The 23,616-nt window shown below is 35.5% G+C and carries 23 protein-coding genes and 1 tRNA gene; 8 read left to right on the top strand and 16 right to left on the bottom strand.

The annotated features are described in order from the left end of the window. The first annotated feature begins 69 nt into the window (after positions 1–69). The 3 genes from CD003_RS01720 to CD003_RS01710 are packed head-to-tail and all read left to right on the top strand — an operon-like array spanning position 70 to position 2,644. The gene (locus CD003_RS01720; RefSeq protein ID WP_096202216.1) at positions 70–837 is read left to right on the top strand and encodes an ABC transporter ATP-binding protein; all 768 of its coding nucleotides are present in this window, start codon (positions 70–72) and stop codon (positions 835–837) included. Continuing rightward, entirely contained in the window at positions 834–1,586 is a 753-nt protein-coding gene (locus tag CD003_RS01715; protein WP_096199162.1) for an ABC transporter permease, read from the top strand. Before CD003_RS01720 ends, CD003_RS01715 begins: the two co-directional genes overlap by 4 nt. Beyond that, on the top strand, positions 1,583–2,644 hold the full coding sequence (locus CD003_RS01710) for an ABC transporter substrate-binding protein (protein ID WP_257008138.1): 1,062 nt from the start codon (positions 1,583–1,585) through the stop codon (positions 2,642–2,644). Before CD003_RS01715 ends, CD003_RS01710 begins: the two co-directional genes overlap by 4 nt. A gap of 65 nt (positions 2,645–2,709) precedes the next feature. Here CD003_RS01710 and CD003_RS01705 read toward each other — a convergent pair whose 3' ends face one another. The 4 genes from CD003_RS01705 to CD003_RS01690 all read right to left on the bottom strand — a co-directional run bounded on the left by CD003_RS01705 (position 2,710) and on the right by CD003_RS01690 (position 7,385). Then, positions 2,710–3,321 carry a DUF4309 domain-containing protein gene (locus CD003_RS01705; protein WP_096199161.1) on the bottom strand — a complete coding sequence of 204 codons (612 nt, stop codon included), beginning with the start codon at positions 3,319–3,321 and terminating at the stop codon, positions 2,710–2,712. 262 nt (positions 3,322–3,583) lie between these two features. Further along, entirely contained in the window at positions 3,584–4,801 is a 1,218-nt protein-coding gene (locus CD003_RS01700; protein WP_096199160.1) for a Ger(x)C family spore germination protein, read from the bottom strand. Beyond that, positions 4,798–5,892: a GerAB/ArcD/ProY family transporter gene (locus tag CD003_RS01695; RefSeq protein WP_096199159.1), complete on the bottom strand. Its 1,095-nt coding sequence runs from the start codon at positions 5,890–5,892 to the stop codon at positions 4,798–4,800. Before CD003_RS01695 ends, CD003_RS01700 begins: the two co-directional genes overlap by 4 nt. Further along, positions 5,889–7,385, bottom strand: a complete 1,497-nt coding sequence (locus tag CD003_RS01690) for a spore germination protein (RefSeq protein WP_096199158.1) — start codon at positions 7,383–7,385, stop codon at positions 5,889–5,891. Before CD003_RS01690 ends, CD003_RS01695 begins: the two co-directional genes overlap by 4 nt. A 189-nt stretch (positions 7,386–7,574) precedes the next feature. Between CD003_RS01690 and CD003_RS01685 the strand changes: the two genes are divergently transcribed. Then, entirely contained in the window at positions 7,575–7,844 is a 270-nt protein-coding gene (locus tag CD003_RS01685) for a DUF2621 family protein (protein ID WP_179295392.1), read from the top strand. Between the two features lie 231 nt (positions 7,845–8,075). Here CD003_RS01685 and CD003_RS01680 read toward each other — a convergent pair whose 3' ends face one another. The 4 genes from CD003_RS01680 to CD003_RS01665 form a co-directional block, all read right to left on the bottom strand. Beyond that, the gene (locus tag CD003_RS01680; protein WP_179295391.1) at positions 8,076–10,133 is read right to left on the bottom strand and encodes a putative bifunctional diguanylate cyclase/phosphodiesterase; all 2,058 of its coding nucleotides are present in this window, start codon (positions 10,131–10,133) and stop codon (positions 8,076–8,078) included. A 99-nt stretch (positions 10,134–10,232) separates the two neighbouring features. Continuing rightward, positions 10,233–11,447 (bottom strand): MFS transporter, encoded by a 1,215-nt coding sequence (locus CD003_RS01675; protein WP_096199155.1) that lies wholly within the window; start codon positions 11,445–11,447, stop codon positions 10,233–10,235. 113 nt (positions 11,448–11,560) lie between these two features. Continuing rightward, entirely contained in the window at positions 11,561–12,409 is an 849-nt protein-coding gene (locus tag CD003_RS01670; RefSeq protein ID WP_096199154.1) for an SDR family oxidoreductase, read from the bottom strand. A 14-nt stretch (positions 12,410–12,423) separates the two neighbouring features. After that, positions 12,424–13,473, bottom strand: a complete 1,050-nt coding sequence (locus CD003_RS01665) for an HD-GYP domain-containing protein (RefSeq protein ID WP_096199153.1) — start codon at positions 13,471–13,473, stop codon at positions 12,424–12,426. 209 nt (positions 13,474–13,682) lie between these two features. Here CD003_RS01665 and CD003_RS01660 point away from each other — a divergent pair, with 209 nt between their 5' ends. Next, entirely contained in the window at positions 13,683–14,948 is a 1,266-nt protein-coding gene (locus tag CD003_RS01660; RefSeq protein WP_096199152.1) for an MFS transporter, read from the top strand. Between the two features lie 6 nt (positions 14,949–14,954). Here CD003_RS01660 and CD003_RS01655 read toward each other — a convergent pair whose 3' ends face one another. The 3 genes from CD003_RS01655 to CD003_RS01645 form a co-directional block, all read right to left on the bottom strand. Next, positions 14,955–15,146 carry a hypothetical protein gene (locus tag CD003_RS01655; protein WP_096199151.1) on the bottom strand — a complete coding sequence of 64 codons (192 nt, stop codon included), beginning with the start codon at positions 15,144–15,146 and terminating at the stop codon, positions 14,955–14,957. A gap of 26 nt (positions 15,147–15,172) precedes the next feature. Then, positions 15,173–15,460 (bottom strand): HPr family phosphocarrier protein, encoded by a 288-nt coding sequence (locus CD003_RS01650; protein WP_096199150.1) that lies wholly within the window; start codon positions 15,458–15,460, stop codon positions 15,173–15,175. Positions 15,461–15,617: 157 nt separating this feature from the next. After that, positions 15,618–16,874, bottom strand: a complete 1,257-nt coding sequence (locus CD003_RS01645; protein ID WP_096199149.1) for an FAD-dependent oxidoreductase — start codon at positions 16,872–16,874, stop codon at positions 15,618–15,620. Between the two features lie 493 nt (positions 16,875–17,367). Here CD003_RS01645 and CD003_RS01640 point away from each other — a divergent pair, with 493 nt between their 5' ends. Then, entirely contained in the window at positions 17,368–18,051 is a 684-nt protein-coding gene (locus tag CD003_RS01640) for a methyl-accepting chemotaxis protein (protein WP_179295579.1), read from the top strand. A 103-nt stretch (positions 18,052–18,154) separates the two neighbouring features. Here CD003_RS01640 and ytaF read toward each other — a convergent pair whose 3' ends face one another. From ytaF to CD003_RS01625, 3 genes are all read right to left on the bottom strand, one after another. After that, positions 18,155–18,781: a sporulation membrane protein YtaF gene (gene ytaF, locus CD003_RS01635; protein ID WP_096199147.1), complete on the bottom strand. Its 627-nt coding sequence runs from the start codon at positions 18,779–18,781 to the stop codon at positions 18,155–18,157. A gap of 33 nt (positions 18,782–18,814) precedes the next feature. After that, on the bottom strand, positions 18,815–19,939 hold the full coding sequence (locus CD003_RS01630) for a mechanosensitive ion channel family protein (RefSeq protein ID WP_257008137.1): 1,125 nt from the start codon (positions 19,937–19,939) through the stop codon (positions 18,815–18,817). A 423-nt stretch (positions 19,940–20,362) separates the two neighbouring features. Next, complete coding sequence (locus tag CD003_RS01625) at positions 20,363–20,593, bottom strand: hypothetical protein (protein ID WP_096199146.1); 231 nt, start codon at positions 20,591–20,593, stop codon at positions 20,363–20,365. Between the two features lie 261 nt (positions 20,594–20,854). Between CD003_RS01625 and CD003_RS01620 the strand changes: the two genes are divergently transcribed. Further along, a complete protein-coding gene (locus CD003_RS01620; RefSeq protein ID WP_373558548.1) occupies positions 20,855–22,543 on the top strand; it encodes a methyl-accepting chemotaxis protein in 1,689 nt (562 codons plus the stop codon). A gap of 149 nt (positions 22,544–22,692) precedes the next feature. After that, entirely contained in the window at positions 22,693–22,977 is a 285-nt protein-coding gene (locus tag CD003_RS01615; RefSeq protein WP_096199144.1) for a cytosolic protein, read from the top strand. Positions 22,978–23,198: 221 nt separating this feature from the next. Here CD003_RS01615 and CD003_RS01610 read toward each other — a convergent pair whose 3' ends face one another. Together CD003_RS01610 and CD003_RS01605 are read right to left on the bottom strand one after the other, a co-directional pair. Then, entirely contained in the window at positions 23,199–23,420 is a 222-nt protein-coding gene (locus CD003_RS01610) for a DUF1128 domain-containing protein (RefSeq protein WP_096199143.1), read from the bottom strand. 94 nt (positions 23,421–23,514) lie between these two features. After that, positions 23,515–23,589: transfer RNA gene (locus CD003_RS01605), tRNA-Val, on the bottom strand. Positions 23,590–23,616: the final 27 nt, after the last annotated feature.

Here is a 23,616-nt window from a genome sequence, read left to right as displayed (position 1 = left end):
TACTCATATACCTAGAGCCACTTCATGACTGAAGTGGCTCTTTATTTTATCGAAAGTGAGTCGATTAATATGAAGAACGACGTCCTTTCCTTTAAGGATGTATCCTTTGCTTATAGTAAAACAGACCAATTGAACATACTTTCAAACCTTTCATTTAAGGTTGAACAAGGAGAGTTCGTTACATTATTAGGCCCCAGTGGTTCTGGAAAAAGTACAATATTCCGATTAATTACTGGATTAGAACAACCACTACTTGGGGAAATAAATTTAAATGGAAATCCAGAAAACAACCGTTGTGGCAAGGTCGGCTATATGCCTCAGCAAGATATGCTACTTGAATGGCGTACTGTAACAGAAAATGCAATGCTTCCATTAGAAATACAAGGTGTTTCAAAAAAGAAAGCTAAACAAAGAGTATTAACTACTTTAAAAGAATTTGGGCTTGCTGGCCATGAAAATGATTTCCCACATCAATTATCAGGTGGAATGAGGCAACGCGTGTCATTTCTTAGAGCTATGCTTAGTGGAAATGACATGCTTCTACTGGATGAACCTTTTAGCGCATTAGATGCTATGACAAGACTAGCAATGCAAGAATGGCTCCTAGAGCAATGGGAACAGCATCAAAAATCTGTCTTATTCATAACACACGATATAGATGAGGCGTTGTTTTTATCAGATCGTATTTTACTTTTTTCCGATAAGCCGCTCTCACACTATGAAGAGTTACATGTGCCTCTTTCCCGTCCACGAAAAGTGGATGACCTAATCAAGCCCGAAATGATTAAGCTAAAACAGGAATTACTTACTAAGCTACGTAAACAGGTGAAGCTATGAAATCATTAAAATATTATTTTAGTTCAGTTATTCTTGTCGCGCTTCTAATGTTCATCTGGGAGATTAGTGCACAAAGTTATGATAAGAAGTTTATTCTCCCCGCCCCTACCGACATTTTTTTTAAGATGATAGAGCTAAACAATATTCTGTTGTTTGTTCACTTTCCGGCGACATTACAGATTGTATTAATTGGTTTAGCAATCTCAATCATCTTTGGTGTGTCTTTAGCTATTTGGATGAATATGAGCGTCATTGCTGAAAAAACATTTTTTCCATTAGTCGTTGCTTCTCAAACGATACCAATCATTGCACTTGCACCTATCTTTGTTCTTTGGTTTGGCTATTCCATTTGGAGCAAAGTAGTAGTAACTATATTAATTACATTTTTCCCGATTACTGTCAGTACCTTTGATGGTCTTCGTTCAACAAATAAACAATTAATTGACTTAGTAAAAACAATGGGTGCTAACAAAAGGGACGTATTCTTTAAAGTCCAAGTACCATCTGCACTTCCTTATTTCTTCTCCGGACTCAAAGTTGCCGTAACCTTAAGTGTTATTGGTGCAGCCATAGGAGAATGGTTAGGTGCTAACGCTGGTCTAGGTTACTTTAGTCGTCGCATGATGACTCAATTTGACGGGGCAGGCGTCTTTGCCCCTATCGTATGGTTATCTATTTTAGGAATTCTACTGTTCCTAATTGTAAAAATAATAGAACAAATTACATTAAAATGGAGGAATAACAAATGAAGAGATTTTCAATGTATCTTTTATCAATTGCTACTGCACTTAGCTTAGTAGCTTGTGGCGGTGGAACAGATGAACCTTTAGAAGAAAGTGATGCTACTGGTGGCGAGGAAGAAATTACCGAGGAAACGGATGCTACAACTGGAGAACCAGATTTAACGACAATCGATATAATGCTAGATTGGTATCCAAATGCTGTTCACTCTTATTTATACGCTGCGATTGAGGAAGGCTATTTTGAAGAAGAAGGTTTAGATGTGAGTATCATCTTCCCTGCTAATCCAACTGACCCAATTAATTTAGCTGCAACAGGATCAATCGATTTAGGTATTACATATCAGCCAGATGTTATTTCAGCAAGAGCTATGGACATTCCAGTTGTATCTGTTGCTGCAATTGTTCGCTCACCATTGAATCATATGATGATAATGGAAGACAGTGAGATTCAATCTCCAAGTGACTTAGAAGGAAAAGATGTCGGATATCCTGGGATTCCTGTTAATGAACCGTTACTAAAGACAATGATTGAAGCAGACGGTGGAGATTTCTCTAAAGTGAATATGATTGATGTTGGCTTTGAATTAGGTTCATCAATCGTCTCTGAGCGTGTTGATGCTGTCATTGGAACTTATATTAATCATGAATTTCCAGTATTACAACACCAAGGACATGACGTTCGTTATTTTAACCCTGTTGACTATGGTGTCCCTGCTTTTTACGAATTAGTAATCGTTACAAATGAAGACACGTTAGCTGAAAGAGAAGAAGATATTAAAGCATTCTGGCGTGCTGCTACAAGAGGTTATGAATTAATGAAAAACAACCCAAGTGAAGCACTAGACATTTTATTTGCTAACCAAGACCAAGCAAACTTCCCGCTTATTCGTGAAGTTGAAGAACAAAGCTTAGAGATCCTTCTATCTAAGATGGAAACTGAAACAGAAGCATTTGGTAGCCAATTTGAGGAATCTTGGGAAGAGGTAATTCAGTGGCTTGTAGAAGAAGGATTAGTAACTGAAGAACTGAATGCTGGAGATATTTTCATTAACTTAGAAAACTAAACTTTTATCATACAGTAAAAAGAAGGAGTATAGGGCTCAGATATCGTCCCTACTACTCCTTCTTTTTATATTTGTTCAAATAACCAAACGTAGATAACCGCTCCATCTTGTTCTTCCGCTTCAAACATTAATCGATAGTTACCAATTTTATATTCAATCATCCATAACCCTTCCATTTCATTTAGTTCATCAATGTCTGGATTTCCTAATGCTTTTTTTACATCTTGTACATTAAGCTCAAGCTTTGAAATTGGTTTAGCAATCGCCACAACAACTTCTCTATCTGGATGAATAAAATATGTTTCTTCTTCATATTGATAAAAGAGGCCACCCTCGTACCATCCAGTATCAAGAGGTTCTCCTTTTTGTGCAAGTAATTCTTCTTTAGAAGTACCTACCGGAAGATCAGTATCGACTAATTGTCCCTTGAACCCTTTTTCTATCCAACTAAAATCAATGACACTTTCCTTTTCCTCATGTTTTGGTTTTTCTGTTGTATAACTCCCAAGCTTAGTATTCGTTTCCATATGCTTGACTGGTAGATTGTGATTTATCGAAGATTGTAATGTACTACTAGCAAATGTTTTGTTATGCAAAAAATGAGCCCCATGATGACTACACCCAGTTAGCAATAGACCCAAGACAATAATTGTTAATAAAGTCGTCTTCTGTTTCACCGTTCATCACTCTCCCTTGGCAACGATGCTTTTTCCTGCAACCTAACAACTCTTTATTACATATGTACCCTACTAACAATAAATTATTCATCTTAAAAGTTAGTTCAAAATAGTCCAAATTGGCAGTATGAGTAAAATCATAGCCATTCCTCCAACAATAATTGCCCCTATTTGTTTCTTATCCTTCCAAAGAATATAGGCATAGGTGAAGGTATAATAACAAAGATATGCTCCAATCAACAACATCACAATATCCACTTCATCAGTCCTTAAACTTTCTTATATCCATTTGATTAAGATGCTTACCAAATTGCTTTAATTCAACATCTACCTCAACGTTAATTTTAGCCTTTGGGTATGACGCCATCCAATCAAAGCTTTCATACTCTTGTAATGTAAGAAAATTTCTTTTCACAATGGAAGACCATAAAAATGGTTCCCCACGAAATTCCTCTTGTGTTTTCTTTATTAAATTCAGTGTTTTTTCTTTTATTTCGGCTTCAATATGTTCCTTAAGAATTTGCTGCTTCTCCATATCTTCTACGTAATTGATATGACTTGGAATACCGATTATATCTAACTGAACCGGCAGCATCACATTCACTACTGGCTTGTCACCCTTTACATCCACTTTCACTTCTGTTCTTTGTTCATTAAGCAATCTTGCAGTAATATGTTTTTCACTTTCAATTGGATCAGAAAAAGTAATAATCATCTGCTTTACTTCAATTTTGGGCCTAAGAAGGAGTGAAAATCTTGTTTCTTCACCATTTAATGCCCCTATCATTTCACCCTGTTTAATAACAGCTGAACCAATCGTTTGAGTAGGATTCCCACCTGACTTTTTTATTTCGCCTGGAAAGTATTTGTCTTCTTCTCCCTCCTTTTTATTAGTAGAGTTGTCCACAGAACCATATGAAGCCAAAAATAATCCTGCATTTTCCTCGGTACGACTCAATAATTGATGTAGTGTAGAATCTGGAATAAATCCAGTATCTTCCCATCTTTCAGCTAATTCATCATAATATCGATGAGGCTGAATTTCTAATGTAGGCTTATTTTCCTGTAAAAAATGCTCTGCTTTTTCCTTTGAAATAATGACATTCATTCTTCTTCTTAATTGTCTATCACGTACAGTTGCACTTAAATAAGGCATCATTTTATTTGCTCTAGCTACCTCTTCACTAATAATTAATGCTTTCGAATGGGTAAAAATAATATCTCTCGTGACAAAAGCAACAGCTAGATCTCTTGCTGATAACAAGTCTGGTGCTGCAACGGAAACAATGTCTGAAAACTCATCCTCATTTCCTCCTTCAGCTGTTGCACCAGGTCTAGCTAATTGATACGTAACGATTAATTCATCATGATCTCCCATATCAATTCCAACAGCAATGACGTAGGCAAGCTCTTCTAATTCAGCGCGGTCCCAACATCCTGAAAGTAATAAAGCGATAACGAGTATAATCACTTTTTTCATGCTGACATCCTCTCCTTCCTCCAAGAAAGAACAAATAACAGAATGGGAAGAAGAAAGAAAATAAATGAACTACCTATGAAAAGATAATTTTCTATATACGCCGTAGTTTTGATAGGATTTTCAGGCAATAAGCCTAACATGACCGTCAGCCCTGCAAAAGAAATGAGCAATGGTTCAAACTCATTTATCTGTATAAGTTGTCCAAAAATGTAAGTTGTAATATATAATAACATGGCAAAACGAACTACGGATGATATTACCCAAAAGCCGACAAAGAATCCTTCAAAGTTTGAAAATACACCAGTTATTTTAACCATTCTCGTCACCTGTTGAAATGGATAAGTAATATATTCGACAGAAGGAAAATCCAAAATCATCACGTAAGCAGCTAAAGAAAATGACAGCTCAACCACGACGAACACACTAGCAATTATATATGCTATTCTTCCTTCTCTCCCTGACCTAACATAAGCGAATAACACGAGTAAAAGAAATAATTCAATATACATTCCTTGATTAGTAAAACCACTAACTACTAGTTCCTTTCCACCAGGACCAAACAAAGGAAACAAGTTCTCTATATCCATTGATGTTAGTAACATAAGAAATAGAAACAGCATTGTAAGTTTCACCCAAGGAACCACAAGCCAAGCTGTTCTACCTATCGCTTCTAATCCTCTTTTTGCAACAAATAAGCTTCCGATAATTAAAAAGATATAGATTGCTTCAATTGGGGTTGTCGGATAAAAGATAGTTGTTGCCACATCAATTGTACTTCGACTATAGAGGACTAGAGAACTAAAGGAAATAACTAGTAATAAAAAGGTGATAAACCGACCTACTATATTTCCAGTTAAAAGATAGACACAGTCAATAAGCCCTCTACCCTCATATCTTCGAAAAAGAAAAAACATTAAAAGAAACGGTAACATCCCAAATAAAGCTGAGACTAAAGGAATTAACCATGCTGCATTTTTCCCTTCAGCAATTAAGATAGTCGGTGTGATATCTGTCGCTTTTATTCCAATGATCAATAATAGAATAGCAATCAATTCTCTTGTTCCAATTTTTCCATCTGATGGCTTAATCATTCCGTACTCCCTGTTTTTCGTTTTTGTCGAACTGACTCTACCGGCTTCATATGCTGTGGTCTAATCCATTGTTTCCAAACAGGAGGGCGTATTATTAAGTCCTTTGATGAACGATAATGAGGTGCGACAGGAGCTAAAAATGGTACACCAAAAGATTTAGCCGTTGTTGCGTATGCTAGTATCATCGTAAAAATAACCGCAATACCAAAAAAGCCCATAAACATTGAGAAAAATAAAAAGATAAAGCGGCTTATTCTAATTGCAAAACTAAAGCTAACATCTGGAATAGCAAACGAGGCCAGACCCGTTATAGCAATGACTATGACAAGAATAGGACTAATAATATGCGCTTCAACCGCAGCCTGTCCAAGAATCAATGCCCCGACAATTCCTATTGTCGGACCAATGGGTGTTGGAATTCTTACACCTGCCTCCCTCAATAGCTCAAAGGCTAGCTCCATCAATAGAACTTCTACTACTGCTGGAAATGGTACTCTTTCACGGGTAGCAGCAATAGCTAGTACTAAGTCAGTCGGTAACATTTCGATATGAAAGTTAGTAATCGCTATATAAAATGACGGCATTAATAAAGCCACAAATACAGCAAGCAACCGAATCAAACGAATGAAATTTCCAAAAGCAAATCGTTGATTAAAGTCTTCTGCTGTATGAAAGAAAGACCACACTGTCACAGGCAATACTAAGCAAGCTGGAGTATGATCCATGGAAACTACAATATGACCTTCTAATAGAAATGAAGCACACCGGTCAGGCCTTTCAGTATAAAGAATACTAGGCAATAAAGAATAAGGCCTTTCTTCAATATGCTGCTCTAATACAGAGATTCCTTGTAGGTCATCTACTTCAAGATTTCCAATCCGTTCTTTAAGCTCCTCAATAAAGGCCGGGTTCGCTATTCCTTTTATATACATAATAGAGACATCGCTTTTCGTTCGTTGTCCAACTGTCATTGTTTCTGTTAGTAGTTTCGGATCACGAACATGCTTCCTAATTAAAGAGCGGTTTGTAATGCTTGATTCAACGAATCCTTCATTCGGTCCTTTTATTACATTTTCTGATTGTGGCTCCCCTATCCCGCGATGCTCGGTTGTTGAAGTGTTTAATAAATAGGCAGAATCATCATCTTCAATTAAGAGTGCAACACTGCCTCTCACAATACCTTCAACAATTTTTGAAATATCACTACTTTTTCCTACTCCACGTAATGGTAGCATTTGCTCCATTTTATAGAGAGTGGCCTTTCCTTTTCTAGCTGTTTTATTTTTTAAGAGTGGCGTAATGACAGATTGTTCAATCACATCACCTTGAACTAGTCCATTGACATAGAAAAGAACTGCTTCCTTGTCCAATCGAGGTATAAATAGCTTCCTAAGCTGGAAATCTTCATTTATTGGATATGAAAATTCTTCCTTAATTCTTATAATATCCTCACCAAATCGACCAGATAATGTATCAACATCCAAAGAGATCACCTCTTTTTACTTCTTCTACTACTATGTACCAGTAAACTTTATAATATTCTGGGCACAGTAAGAGAGTATCTATAGAAGGGAGCTGATCATAGTAAATAGTTATAAGTAATTTTATTAAGTGATTTTTCACAGTGCAAAGTGTATAATAGATTTGTTCAAAATGTAGCTGTTATGAAAGGAAGATGAATGATGAATTGGAATGATGAAGCAAAAGCCTTACTAGAAGAATTAGTTAAGCCTATCCCGGTATTTGTTCGCCCTATGGCAAAAAAAGGGATTGAAAAGAATATTATTCAGCAAGCTAATGGTGAAGAAGAAATTACGAAGGACCATGTAATCCGTGGGTACATAGTTGGTTCTCCTGGCAAAATGCAAGAGAGAGCTATTGCAATGTTAAATAGCAAAGGTATTGATTTAACACCTTATGAAGCTTTAATTAATGAAACAAAAGAAGGCTAGAACAAAATCCGCAAAGCGGTCTTTTGTTTAAAGCAATGTGCGGAGCCAATACTTTTTAAAGTATAGTGACAAGTGGATTTCTTGGCGCTATACGCGTAGTGCGCGGAGCCATTGCCCTTCTTTGAATAAGCTTTCACTTATCCATAGCTTAGGTATTTTTTAATTTCCTTAGCCAAAATACAGGGGTGCCACCTAAGGTAATATATCTACCTTAGATGACACCCCTTTTTCTTAATTTAATTGCAATTCTTTTCGCTCGTTAATCCACTTTTCAAAATCTGCTGCACATAATGGCTTACTATAGAAATAGCCTTGTATGATGAAACATTTCTTTTCCTTTAGAAAACTAAGTTGCTGTTCAGTTTCTACCCCTTCTGCAATTAATCCAATTTTCAAGCTATGAGCAAGGGCAATTATTGCGGTTACAATTTCAAAACCACTGTTTGACTCATTGACATCCTTAACAAACTCTCGATCGATTTTAAGTGTATCAATAGGAAAACTCTTTAAATAACGTAATGAGGAATGACCAGTTCCAAAATCGTCAATCGCAACATGAATCCCTATTTCTTTTAATGCGATCATTTTTTCAAAGGTTAAATTGATATTATCCATCGCTACACTTTCAGTAATTTCAATCGATAAATAATGTGGATCTAATCCTGAGTCATCTAACGCCTTTTTTACAATATCAACAAAATTCGATTGTTGAAACTGTCTTGGCGATACATTCACTGATATTTTCGTCTTAGGTAATCCAACAGCCTGCCATTGCTTATTTTGAATACAGGCTTTCCTTAATACCCACTCACCTACATCATTAATAAGATTCGACTTTTCAATAATAGGGATAAATTTTCCTGGAGGTACCATACCTAATTCTTCATGATGCCATCGTAATAATACTTCGACTCCTGCTAATTGACCACTTTCTGAATCTACTTGTGGTTGATAATAAAGAATTAGCTCATTATTCTCTAACGATTTTCTTAAATGTTTTTCTATTTCTATTTGTTCAAGCTTCTTTTCATTCATATATGGTTCATAAAATTGATAACGCTTCTTTCCCTTTTCCTTTGCTTCATACATTGCTGAATCGGCATTCCTTAGTAAAGTATCATAGTCAGTCCCATCTGTTGGAAAAATGGAGATACCAATGCTAATAGATACAGCCATATCATCCCCTTCCACCTCAAAGGATGTTTCAAAGCTTTTTAGAATTTTCTCCGAGAGTGCAGCTACTTCTCGTTTTTCGTTAAATGGAACAATTACTGCAAATTCATCACCAGCTAGACGACAAATTAAACCTTCCTTTTTTATAACTGTTGTTAATCTTGTTGATATAAGCAAAAGCATTTTGTCACCATATACATGACCAATCGTATCATTGATCCTTTTAAAACCATCTAAATCAATATACAAAATTGCAAATTGACTAGTATTATTTTCAGACTGAATAATATGTTTTTCTATTTCCTCTTGAAACATACGACGATTCGGTAGATTCGTAAGGTCATCATGATACGCCATATATTCTATTTTATCATCAGCCCGCTCTTTCACATTTTTTATAAGGTGGTTTATTTTGCTTGTCATTTCATTAATTCGGTCACCAAGCCATGCAAATTCATTATTCTTTTCAATTGTCAGCTTTTTCGAGAAATCTCCATTAGAAACGGTCGTTAAATACCTTTCAATTTCTCCTAGTGGCTTTAACTGACTCTGGGAAATCATTCTAAGTATCAGCAATATTGATAGGAATGCAAATAAAGTAACAAATATATCAACGTAAATAATTGCGATTTCGAGCGAGTTCTGCCGATCTAAATTTGCTTTTATACCAACAACCATCTCATTATTTATTGGTGTATAAAAATAACGGAAATCCCTATCGTTGACTTTCTCATCGAATATAAACTCTTGACCAGAAAGAATAGCGGACTCTACCCACTCATGATCTTCTATATGTAGTCGTGTATCACTATTGGCTACGATAATATCGTTCGTATTTTCTTGCATTTTATAGAGTGCAATATTCTCGATATTCTCATTATCTTCAATAAACATTGTAATTTCATCTACAATCATTTCATCTTCACCATTGGATTGTGAAAAAACAACTAATTGAGAGAGTAGTAGCTTCTTATCCTCAAGCTCTTGCGATAAATAATCTGTTAACCGGTCTTTTAAAAAAATATGGGATAAGCTAAAATTAAATATTGCAATAATTATGAGGACAGCCGTCATTCTTATTATAATTTTTGATGTTACTGATTGGTGCTTCACCATCTTCACCATCCTATGGTTCATATCAACTATACTATACTCATTATATTATAGTATGTTATTCACCAATTCAACACGTAAAACCTTTAATATTCTGAACTATCAAACAATTATTCCCTTACTATGAGAGTTTGTTACAATACTGTTTTCAATTTGATACATTTTAAACATACAATAAGTTGTTATTATAAGTACGAATACAGCGCCAACGATAACTCCAATCCAACCAGCAGCGTTCCAAAAGAACGCAAAATAAAAACTCCCTAAACTCCCACATAAATAATACGAGGTTAAATAAATACCAGATGCACTTGACTTAGCCTTCGTTGCGTAGCGACCTACCCATGCACTCGAACATGAATGGGCAAAGAAAAAACCAAATGACAAACAGAGTAATCCTATGAAAATCATTGTAAGGTTGGTCACTAATGTAAGCAATAACCCTACAACCATAATTAAGATTCCAATTCCAATACAAGTAGATTGATAGAACGTTTGTGATACCTTGCCTGCATAGGTAGAGCTGAATGTACCCGCTATATAGGTAATAAACAAGAACCCTAGAATAGTCGTTGATACATGAAATGGTTCACCACTGAGTAAGTACGTAATAAAATTATATACCCCTACAAACAAAAAGAAATGAAGCCCACCTACAATATAGGCGTATCGTAACGTACGATTACGTAAATGAGATCGATACTGCTCCACAATTACTTTTTTGTTTATTTTTTCTTTTATAAAATGCTTCGATGGCGGTAGGAGAAAAATAAAGACAATCATCATTATGAAACTAAGTATCCCCATGCCAATAAAGGCCATACGCCAATCGTATAAGTCAGTAATGATCCCACTCATTAGGCGTCCACCCATCCCCCCAATTGTGTTAGCACTAATATAAATACCCACAGCCAATGTTAATGCCTTAACTGAAAACTCCTCACCTATATAAGTCATCGCTATTGTAGGAATTCCAGCCAAGGCAATTGCTTGGATAACTCGAAAGGCGAGTAGTACTTCATAATTTGGAGCAAAGGCTATCAAAAATGTTACGATTGTGCCAACTATCATTGAAGCTACCATAATTACTTTTCGCCCTATAGCATTTGAAAAAATACTGTAAAATGTGAAGCAAATTCCTAAAGTTAATAACACGAGAGATATTGACAAACTTGATACGACTGGTGATACACTAAATTCCTCTGAAAATAACGGTAATAAAGGTTGAGTAAAGTAAACATTCGCAAAAATTAAAAAAGATGCAATACCTAGAGCCACTGATGCTTTCCAAAATTGTTTCGTACGTAATTCAATCATTTTTATTCACCCTTATTTTACTAATTGAAGTAATCGTATCAAATGGTAATGTAAAAGGACACTTTAAGAGGTAAGGTTTCCTCCTTTAGTGCCCTTCGTTTTCAACTGTATCATCATTTCATCGTCTTAACGACTAAACGCTCCCAGAGCTTCCAAGGGAGAAGTCCCTTCAACAGGATTAGAAGCTTAACTTGTTTCCCAATTGGGTAGCGTAGTTTAGGTTTAATAATTGTACAAGCTTTGAATATTACTTCCGTTACCTCATAAGTTGGACCGAAGTTAGGTTCAGACTTTTTCAAGTAATTTTCAATCGCTACATATTGTTTATAGTAAGGAGAGGATGGCTCAACACTTCTAGAAGCTACTTTCTTACCTTTCGACCAAATATTTGTTTGATATGAACCTGGCTCCACTATACAAACATCTATGTCAAATGGCTTAACTTCAAAGCGTAAACTTTCGCTATACGCTTCAACAGCATGCTTTGACGCTGCATAAGCTGACATTCCAGGAAACGCAATTTTTCCACTAATGCTACTAATATTTACAATCCTCCCCTTCGACCGTTTCCTCATCGAAGGGAGTACTGCTTGTGTAACTGCCACTAATCCGAAGAAGTTTGTATCAAATTGATCTTTCCATTCATCTTGAGATATCTCTTCAGCAAAGCCACCCATTGCGAATCCGGCATTATTTATTAAGATATCAATTTGCTGATGTTTTTCTAGAATACTAGTTATAGTTCTCACAATTTCACTTTGTTTTGTAACATCTAGTCCAACCACATCAACTTTCTCTTCTATGCCCTCTTCCTTAATTCGTTGCTGTAAATAACTGCTACGTTCTATAGAGCGTACAGTCGCAACCACTTGAAACCCTTTTTTTGCAAAAAAGAGGCTGGCATCTAAGCCGAAGCCGCTGCCAGCACCAGTAATACATACTACTTGTTTGTATCGTTCCATCTATCCTTCTCCTCTTATGAAATAATTTCTTGGATAAATACTGTTGTTTCTTTTGCTAAATCCACTTCTTTAATTTCATAATCATCATTTGAGCTACCGATCATCTTAAACGTACGGACAATTGGTCGTTGTGGTAAACCAGTATGCTGACCTACGACAACTCCTGTTTCTTTCGTAGACAAACGAACCTGACTTCCCGTTGGATAAAATGCAACCGCTCGCAAAAATCTCCAAACAACTGGATGTGAGAAATGTTTTTCCGTAAGTCCCATAATATGTTCACAAGCATCATAAGGGTGCATCGGGTTAGAACCATCAGTTGGCGCAAGTAAATTATCATAAAAATTAGCAACTGAGACAATTTTTGATAGTAAATGTATATCCTTTTCAATTAAATTTCTAGGTTCACCTGTACCATCAACATGTTCATGATGTGTTAGTGCGACATGAGAAGATAATGTACTGATTTCTTTATTTTTCCTTAAAGCATTAAAGCCTTTCCAGGAGTGGTGATTCAAATCACCGTCATCTTTAGAGACAATGGCATTTGGACTATCGGGTAATGTTTTCCCTACATCATGTAATAATGCCCCGACTGCTAATTCCTGAAGCTTCGTTTTATCTAAGCCAATTTTCACACCAATAATAACAGAAGTGATACAGACATTAACAGAATGAACGAAAAGCTGATTATCTTGTGTTCGAATATCAGTTAGGCTTAGAAGAATATTTTCATTTGATAATATTTCATCGATAATACTGCTAACTGATTTGTTTAACGCTTTCGAATCTATTTCTTTTCCACTTTGTATGTATTGATAAGACGCTGTTAATGTCGTCATTGTTTCTCTCTTTGTTTTTTCAGAAACAACTTCTTCAATTTCAATATCCTCTAAACGTTCGTCTCTTAAAAAAACTGCATTAACTCCCATGTGGCGAAGCTTTGAAATTAAGCCAATTGTCAATTGGACCCCTGCATGGAGCAACACTCTTCCGTCACTTGCATATATATGTTTTCCAAGGTAATCACCTTGCTCTACAGAATCAATCAATGTATATTTCATAGACCACTCACATCCTTAATCTCTCTATTTCTTATTATAGATGATAAGGAACTCAAATTGAAATACGAATGTGAAATACAATGCTTACAATATCTTCACTTACACTAATCTTTCGTGCTTAGTAATTAATATCTTCTCTCCCATTGTTTGAATCCTAAACTTGTTGTATGATCAACTAAATTGAAAATATTCAGAAAGTTGGGTTACTTATGAGTAAACAAATACATAAAGGTTGGTGGATTCTCGCCTTAATTGTACTAAGTGTCCTAGCAGGGCTTGGCTTTGGACGTTTTGCCTTTGGTGCCATACTCCCCTTTATGAAAGATGGGTTATTCTTGGATTACCGGCAAACTGGCTTTATTGCTTCTTCAATTTTCTTTGGATACTTGTTTGCTGTAACTATTGCTGGATACTTTGTTATTCGCTATACAGCAAAAAAAGTGATTATCTTTTCTTTATTTTTAGTATCATTTTCCATGGTCCTAACAGCTTTAGCTCCAGGATTTCTAGTAGCATACATCGGTTGTTTCTTAATTGGGGTAGGAACTGGTGGAGCTTACGTACCATCCCTCGGCCTTGTTGGCCAATGGTTCTCTCCTAAAAAAAGAGGAATGGCAATGGGTACCGCTATGGCTGGTGCTGGACTTGGAATGGTGTTAAGTGGATTTTCAGTCCCAGCAATTGTATCTACATTTGGGGTAGATGGATGGAAAATCAGCTGGTACCTCTTAGCGATTTTTGTATTTACGGTAGCAATCATTAATATCTTCTTATTAAAAAACCGTCCTGAAGATCTTAATTTGTCTCCTATTGGTGGTGAAACAACAACTCCAAACAAACCGAACAACAAAGAACAGGAGCCAACAAAGGAATCTGCAAGTAGCGTTTACCGAAATAAAACACTTTGGATCATTGGCTTCATTTATATGTTTTGGGGAATGAGCTACCTTATTTTCTCTACGTTTATCGTTGATTATTTAATAGCGGATGTTAATATGCAACCTTCCCTTGCAGGAACCTACTTTGCTGTTGGTGGAGCTGCTAGTATAATTAGCGGATTTATTTGGGGAAGTGTTTCAGATAGAATTGGACGTTCCACTGCACTCTCAATGGTGTTTTTAGTCCAATTTGTCATGTTAACTGGTTTAACGTTTACAACTGATCATCTATTAATATTAGGGCTAATCCTCATTTATGGTGTCACTCTTTGGGGAGTACCTGCAATTATGAACGCTAGTGTCGGTGACTATATTATGCCAAAGTATATTCCCGTTGCAATGGGGTTTGTAACAATTTTCTTTAGTGCAGGTCAATTTATTTCACCAATGGTTACAGGATATTTAATTGAATACACTAATTCCTATTTAACTGCATTTCTATTTTCTAGCTTTACTTGTCTACTTTGTACATTAGGTAGCTTCAGTCTTCACCTTAAACAAAAGAAACAAAATACTAACGTAGAAGTTTCAGCCTAAGAGATTTCAATGTATCGTTATGAGAAGAATGCCAGTAAGCATGCAAAGTATACCGCTTATACCATAAGTGAATGTTCTTTTTCGAAGCTTGCTGGCAATCTCTTGACTTCTAACACGACTAACACTGATTACATGTAATAAAGTTGAATACATTAATAAAATTCCAGCAATTAAGCAAGCAAATATTAATCCAAACATACTACTTCTCCTCCTATTTAACTTCATTATTTTTCTAAACTTAACGTATACGAACCATTCATTCGCTTAGTAAAAGCAATAAAGTTGTGAATGACATCCTCTTCATCCTTACCCTCTGCAACTACTTGATATCTCTCTCCTTCTCTAGTAACTAAAATGAACGAAAGGACACTTAGTAAACACTTCCCGTTTGTAAGCTGATTCCCTTTTTTAAGATAAATTACACTCTCACATTTTTTATTCATCGAGACAAGTTCAATCACTTTACGAACAGTAAAGCCACTTAGTTGAATCACTGTCTGTACCTGACTCATTATATCCCCTCCATTCAAAGTTATTTCTTTTAGTATAGGGAAACAGGTATAGACCTCTCTACAAGTTTGTTAGGTTTTTTACCTGAGAAATTAGTTAAGTTTTTGCTTTTACAATCAGAAAAAGACGAACTATGAAAGTCCGCCTCATTTTAATACATTAGCTATATTGTGGCCTTAACTTTGTTCTGCTATTTACGTGTTGATCTGCACCTAATGCAGCAATTGCACCATCGGCAGCTGAAATAACAGCTTGCTTAATTGGAGTACGGCGAGCATCTCCACCAGCAAATACCCCATCAACATTTGTACGTAAATTTTCATCAACAACTACATACCCTTCCTCGTCACGCTCTACTGCATTACCTAAGAAATCCGTACCCGGCTTCATTCCAGCAAGATATAGGAAAATGCCATCTACTTCCCAAGTTTGCTGTTCACGTTTGTCATCTTGAATTACTAGCTTTTCAACACCGTTTTCACCTAATATTTCTTTAACACGATGCTTCTTGAAGATTTGTACATTATCAAGACTTTCTAATGTAGAAAGGTCTGCATCACCTTTTACATTTCCAGTTGGAATTATTACTCGAACCTCATTACAGAACTTGGATAAAGTTTCTGCTTCATGAATTGCTTCTTCGTTTTCACCAACAACTGCTACTACCTTATTTTGATAGAATGCTGCGTCACAAGTCGAGCAATAACTTACACCACGACCAGTGAATTCCTCTTCACCAGTTATTTTGCTACTAGGCGCTTTAGCCCCCACTCCAATAAAGACACTTTTTGCTTGAATAACTCCTTCAGGTACTTCAATCTTCTTAATGTCTCCAGCGAAATCAACTGATAGGACATTTGAACGAACAAACTCGGCACCAAAGTCATGTGCTTGACGTTGCATTAAATCAAGTAGCTCAAGTCCTGTTAATTCTCCTCGAACACCTGGATAGTTTGCAATTTTATGTGTTATTGCTAAAGTACCTGCTTTTGGTGCTTTATCAATAACTAACGTTTTTAACTTGGCTCTCGCACCGTAAACTGCTGCTGATGCACCAGCTGGTCCGCCACCGATCATAACAAAATCATAGACTTCATTAAGAACATCTTTATCAACACTCTTAAAGATATCTACATCTTTCTCATTTGATTCGTCAACTTTCTCAGTCTTAGCCTCTTCGTTTAATCCTAAAGCCTTTCTAAATCTCTTCTCATGGAAGCCAAGAATTAGTTTCCCATTAATAAAAGTAGCAGGCGTTGCACGTACATTCTTAGCCATTAATTCATCAAAATATTCTTTTGTAACAGACACATTTCTTTCATCATATTCTATACCCCATGCCTTTAATGCTTCTTTAACCTTTTCACAATGTGGGCATCCCGTACTGCTATAAACTATTACTTCATGGTTACTCAATTAAATCTCCCCCTGTTTCCTGTTAAATTTTTCTTAATTTTTATTTTAACTATTTATTTGTTTAAAGTCAATACCATATTATAATGATTATAATTAACATAATCATTTACAATTATAAATTTATTTAACTTATGAAAACTAGGTAATTAATGTCATAGTCTTATGGTATGATAGTCATAGAGTACATCACTCTATTTTTAATGAACCGAGGTGACCGTCTTTGTTTTTTTCCAATGGAAAGATCAATGAATTAAAATTAGAAAACGAACGATTAGAAAGAGAGATCGCTGATCTTGAGGGGAAGCTTAGCGAAAAAGAAAACCAATCTAATCAACAGTTAGACGCCCTTGCATCATCTTTTTTAGCAGCAATTGAAGAACATGCTGCTGTAAATGATCAGCATAATCAATTAGGTAACCTTGTGAATGAAATAAAATCACGTTTCGACAAAGTGAATGAGATTAGTGAACAATTAAGTGATACATCATCAGTTATGTCAGAAAAGGGAGAATCCCTTATTTCATCAGCAAATATTATGGTAGAAAAGTCAACTAGTGGACAAGAAGCAGTTAAAAAGATTCAAAACTTAATCCACCGATTAGGGGAAGAATCAAAACAAACGTCTAATAGTATGGCTCAATTAGGATCTCGTTCAAAGGAAATTGAAGGAATCGTCAAAGTAATTAATGAGATTGCTGAGCAAACTAACCTTCTTGCATTAAACGCTTCAATTGAAGCTGCAAGGGCTGGCGAACATGGAAAAGGTTTTGCGGTTGTTGCTGATGAAGTTCGTAAGCTTGCAGAAAACACTGCACAAAGTACGAGAAGTATCGATGATTTAATTAAGCATATCCAAGTCGAAACAGAACGCGCTCAAGAAGATTCTAATAATACATTACGTGCTGTTGAAGAAGGTATCGATTACAGTAACAAGACAGCTGCTAGCATTGATGAAATTCTCGGCGCAATTGAAACCGTTCGTTCTGAGGTTTCCAATGTACTTGATACAATTACAGTACAAGATCGTTTAAGTAATGATGTAATGAATGAAGTTCACCAAACGACATGTTCTTTTGATGATGCAAATGATTTAATCATGCAACACATTCAAGAAGCAGAACAGGTTGAAAGACAATTGCGTGATGGAATTAACCAATTAAAAGAATTGCAACGATAGATTGAGAAAAAGGTATAGAGCATTTTTCTCCTAAATCGAAAAAAGGCTATTTTAGTTTACATCACATTTATTACTGTGACCTAACTAAAATAGCCTCTTCTTTTTATAGCAGTACATGTATTCCCAATAATATTAGAAGTAATGCTGGGATATAGGCAAGTCCTTTCACCCAAGTTTTATCAGCTAAAAACATCCCTAAGAATATTCCTAATGCTACAAAAACGGCACCTAATCCAGAAATAAGCAACGTGGTTAGTATCATTGAATAACCTAATAATGCCGCGCTCAATCCAACACCAAAGGCATCAATTGCTAATGCAATTCCTAACATTACAGCTTCTTTAAGTGTAATAACCCCAGTATTATCTACATCCCCTTTTGTTGGTTCTTTAAGTACAGATAAAAATGTAGAGTCGCTCTTTTTCTTTTTTTTCTTATCATCATTATTCACGGAGCGAGGATTTGTTTTATATAAGAAATAAAAATTGATTATACCGATTACGATTAACATACAACCACTAATTATATCTGTTATATCTGGTGAAATGAACTGAAGGATTGTTCTTCCAAATAACATCGAAACAACAACGACGATAGCAGAAAACAAAGCAATGATTAGTAATGAGCCAAAAGGAACTTTAATCTTTCGTACCCCATAGACCATACCAACCCCAAAATTATCAATGCTTGCTGCAATTACTAATAGAAAAATTGAGAAAAAGTGATACATTTACCATTTAATCCTCTCGATAAAGTTGACTTACTACTCTATTTCTTTATTCTTACTCATTTGCTCATGGAACATTTGTTTTTCGAGAGGTGTTTCAAAATAAAGGCTTCTGCTAGGGTAAGCTACAGATACACCCTCATCCTCTAAGATTTCCAATATTTTAAAATTAATCTCTTCTTTAATCTTTAGCCATTCAGCCCAGACTGTGGTTTTCGTAAAAAAGTACAAGTATATATCTAAACTTGAGCTGTTATACTCATTAAATCGGACAAAAATTATGTCCTTATCAATTCCATCATGTTCTTGAAGCGTCTGCTCAATTCGCTTAATAACATTTTCTAATTTTTCTTTTGGAGTAGAGTATAGCACTCCTAAATTAAATGTAATGCGACGTTTTTCCATCTGAGTCCAGTTTGTTATCGCTTCATTTGCTAATGTTGAATTAGGCACTGTTACGACACCTTGTGCAAATGTACGAACTTTTGTACTTCTAAAAGTAATGTCCTCAACTGTACCCTCTACACTTGGAGTTTGTATCCAGTCGCCCTTACTAAAGGGCTTTTCGGTAACAATAATAATCCCACCAAAAAAATTTCCAATCGTATCCTGAGCAGCTAATGCAAAAGCTAATCCACCTAAGCCAAGACCTGCAACAAATCCCCCTACTTCAAATCCCCATTCTCCCGCAATAATGCTTACTACCAACGCAATTATTATAAATCTAGAAACCTTAGATAAGAATGGTATAAGCATACTATTTTCTTCTAAATCAAGCTTTTCAGCTATGTTAACAAATAAACTTGAGTTTTCCGCTGCAAAATTATAAAGCCCCCAACCGATGGAAGCAACAATTAACATCCGATAAATTTGATTAATAAGTTCCATCGTTCCATGACTTAACGGTAAATATACTAGAGCTAAATAGAAACCGATTATGACAAATATAAAACGTAATGGTTTCTCAAATGCTAATAGGACATTTGTAAAAATCTCTGTTGGAGTCTTTTTTGACAAACGAATGATTAATTTAAAGATATATCTCGTAAAAATTTTCCGAAAAACTAAAAATATCAGAAAAATTCCTATCGCAATTCCTATATCCATCCATGGAATACGATAAACATAATTAACTATTGATTCCCATTCCCACACTAACACAAAAATTCCCACCTTATTATTCACTTATCGTTCATTTTATCACAAATAATCTATTAGAAGGTAGATAGCAAACTATAAGGGCCGAGGACAACTATAGTTCAAGAACAAAAACCGCAAAGCGGACTTTTGTTTAAAGCAATGTGCGAAGCCACTACCTGTTTAAAATATAGTAACAAGTAGGTTTCTTGGCGCTATACGCGTAGTGCGCGAAGCCATTGCCCTTCTTTGAATAAGCTTCCACTTATCCCTCAGCTTAAGTATTTTGTAATTTCCTAAGCCGTAAAAAAACATCATCCTAGGACATCATAATGTCCATAGAATCATGTCATATCCACTGTCATTCTATTTTGATTCTTCACTATTCAATAAATTATGTTATCTAAGTTTTAAATTATGGTTTTAATAAAAGCATGTATCCTGCCCTCATGTCCCTTTCTTTTCTACCTCATCAACTAAATTCATAATCCATTCACTACCCATTTCAGTAGACATTTTTGTAAAATCAACAGCTTTATCTTGTATAAGATTATTAATCTTATGGACTTTCATCCCCTGTTTTTCTGATAATAAACGTGCGCCTAACGTTACTATTACACCTCCGGCAAATGCCCCTAATACTATGCTGATATTTTCACTATTTCTTCTTCTAGACATGAAGTCCTACCTCAATTTCAATTTATTCTATAACTTGTCAAAAAAACCTTTGCTATTCATTACTAGTTACCACTAAAATAATAATATAGCCTGAATTCACAATTTTTAATTAATGACTTTTGGCATAGGTTTTTCACTTTTTCTACGTTTTACTATTCTTTTTAATAAAGATTGAAATACAAATAACTGCATTAGTTCAATTAACAAGCTAATATTTCTACCTGGCAAACGAATGGAGTGATAAAATTGGCAAAAAAGTTTATGTTAATAATCTTTTCTTCCCTAATTGTTCTTTTTGCACTATTGTTCACATACTTTTACATCGTTAGTATGAACAATGCTCATACAAACTTAGAGAACCAAGCAGTAGGAATGGCAGAACAACTATCAGACGAAAGTACTTTTATCCAAATACATACGAATAAAATTCAATTAACAGGTATTAGAGACGAACTCGATGGAGCTGTTCATGTGCAACTTGGTCAGGTTGGTGTTCCCGATCTTCTTAGAAATCCAGATCATGAACCCGATGCTTTTGAAATGAAAGCACTTGAGGAATTTCAAGCAAATCCAGAACTTACTTCATACCAACAATTGGTAGAGGTGAATGGACAACAAGTTTATCGTTACTTAGAACCTCTTCGAATTAGCGACTCATGTATTGGCTGTCATGGTGGAGCTAAAGGAGAACTTGACCCACTAGGACATGTAAGAGAAGGTCTTAATGTAGGTGATTTAAAAGGTGCAGTAACAGTAACTGTCCCAGCTACTCATGTCATTAATGGAGTAAAGGAAAATACAAGTTCATTAGTAATAGGTGGATTAATCATCATTCTCCTATTATTGGTTATTATTTTCATAACTATTCGCAAAACAATCGTATCACCAGTTCAGTCGATTGTTTCAAGGGTACAAAAGATATCTAATGGTGATTTAACAGACAATGATATTGAGATTCGGTCAAAGGACGAAATCGGTGAACTTGCACAAGCAGCTGACCAAATGAAAAAACAATTACGTCAATTAATTCATAAAATGAAAGAAAGCTCAGAACAAGTAACTGCAGCTTCACAGCAACTTACCTCGAATTCTGGAGAAACTAGCGCTGCTTCAGAAGAAATTTCCTCTTTTATAGAGCAAATAGCTTCTAGTGCCAAAGATCAGTCATCTAGAACTAATACTCTTACAACGACAATTGAAGATGTGACAAAACACTTTGGTCAAGTTGCTGACAAAACAACAAAAGTGAAAAATATGAGTCAGGAAACAGAGATTGAAGCAACAAAAGGTAAGGATGCTGTTCAAAGTACAGTAAACCAGATTCATGTTATTAGAGATACTGTCCAGGATTTATCAAAAGTAATTGAACAACTCTCTGAACGTTCCAAAGCAATTAATTCAATTATTAGTGTTATCTCTGATATTTCAGCGCAAACGAACCTACTTGCTCTAAATGCAGCAATTGAGGCTTCACGGGCAGGTGAACAAGGAAAAGGCTTTGCAGTCGTAGCCGAGGAGGTTCGTAAGCTAGCAGAGCAATCTGCTTCCTCTGCTAAAAATGTAACTGAGCTTATCCAAAAAATACAAACAGATACAAGTAAAGTTGTTTCTAAAATGAAATATGGTTTAGAAGAAGTTGAAAAAGGTGAACACATCGCAACTACAGCAGGAGAGTCATTCCAGCAAATTTTAGAATCAATTACATCAACCGTTCGTGAAATCGAAGCAGTAACAGCTGGTACAGAACAAATAGCTGAAAATACAGTTCAAATCTTCACAGGTATTGATGAAGTCCGTACATTGGCTCAAGAAGTAGCTGACGGCTCAAGTGAAGCATCCGACAAAGTTGAACGTCAAGATGAAGCAATCCAAAGCATTAATGAATCATCTAAGCAGTTGGCTCGTCTAAGTGAAGAACTGTTAAGTTCAATCCAAAACTTTAAAGTCTAATAAGAAAACTTTTTTCTTATTAAATGAGCTCTCTAAATAAAAGCCGACATTACGCCGGCTTTTATTGCGTTCTGGTTCTTTTCACAACTCGAATAGTTCTTTTCTTACTGTACAAACTAACACCATTACCATACAGGAGGTGTTTTTACTTGGATCGACGAGAGGAATATACTGACTTTTCAAATGTGGAAACCCAACGAAATTTTTTAACAGTCGAGGATTTGCCTGAAGGTTCTTATGGTTCACCAAGAAATAAAGAAAAACCAGTAGAAAACAAAGAAACTCCTTGGAAAGAAGGACAGCGTTACTATAGCGCATTTAATTATGAGTTTAAAAACTTACACCAAGACATGCCTCGACAATTCCCTGGCGCGCATCCGACTCATGATGATAAAGAGAAAAATGAAGAAACACCTTATAACCGTGACCAATAAACGAGTACAAGTATAAAACTTTCAAAAGTAGATTTTGTTTAATTTAAAAGCAATATGAAGGCAGTATAATTTTAAGTTTAGTGAGGTATTATTCTTGTTGCTTAGTTTACGAGTAGTGTGCGAAGTCATCTCCTTTCTTTAAATATGACTTCACTTATCCGTATTGATGAATTTGAAAAAGACTGTACTGATAAAACTAATCAGTACAGTCTTTTTCAAATCTACTTACGAAGTTTTCCTAATTCAGAAATAATTGCTTCAATTTCACTAACACTAACCGATGCTTTTCTGTTTACCATTTCATAAATATCATGTATATCCTCATAGTTTTCTAATGTGAAATATTCAGCTAAAATCACTCCGGAGTTAACAACTTGTAGTTTCTTTTTAATTTCTTCAATCATAAATTCCATATTCTCATATTTTTTTACAGATAAGTCCAATGATATCACCCTTACTTTTTATTCAGTCATTTTTATACCAAAATACCTCCTTGTACTGATTCTTATACAAGAAGGTGCTTATTTACAATATGTATGGTGGACTGTACCGGGATTGAACCAGTGACCCCTTGCCTGTCAAGCAAGTGCTCTCCCACTGAGCTAACAGTCCTAAATTCAACATTATGACAAGATAAAT

Origin of the sequence: Bacillus sp. FJAT-45350, assembly GCF_002335805.1 — a bacterium.
GTDB lineage: Bacteria > Bacillota > Bacilli > Bacillales > NISU01 > FJAT-45350.
The sequence above is the reverse complement of the archived record's forward strand: the minus strand, read 5'-3'. Positions and strand labels throughout refer to the sequence as shown.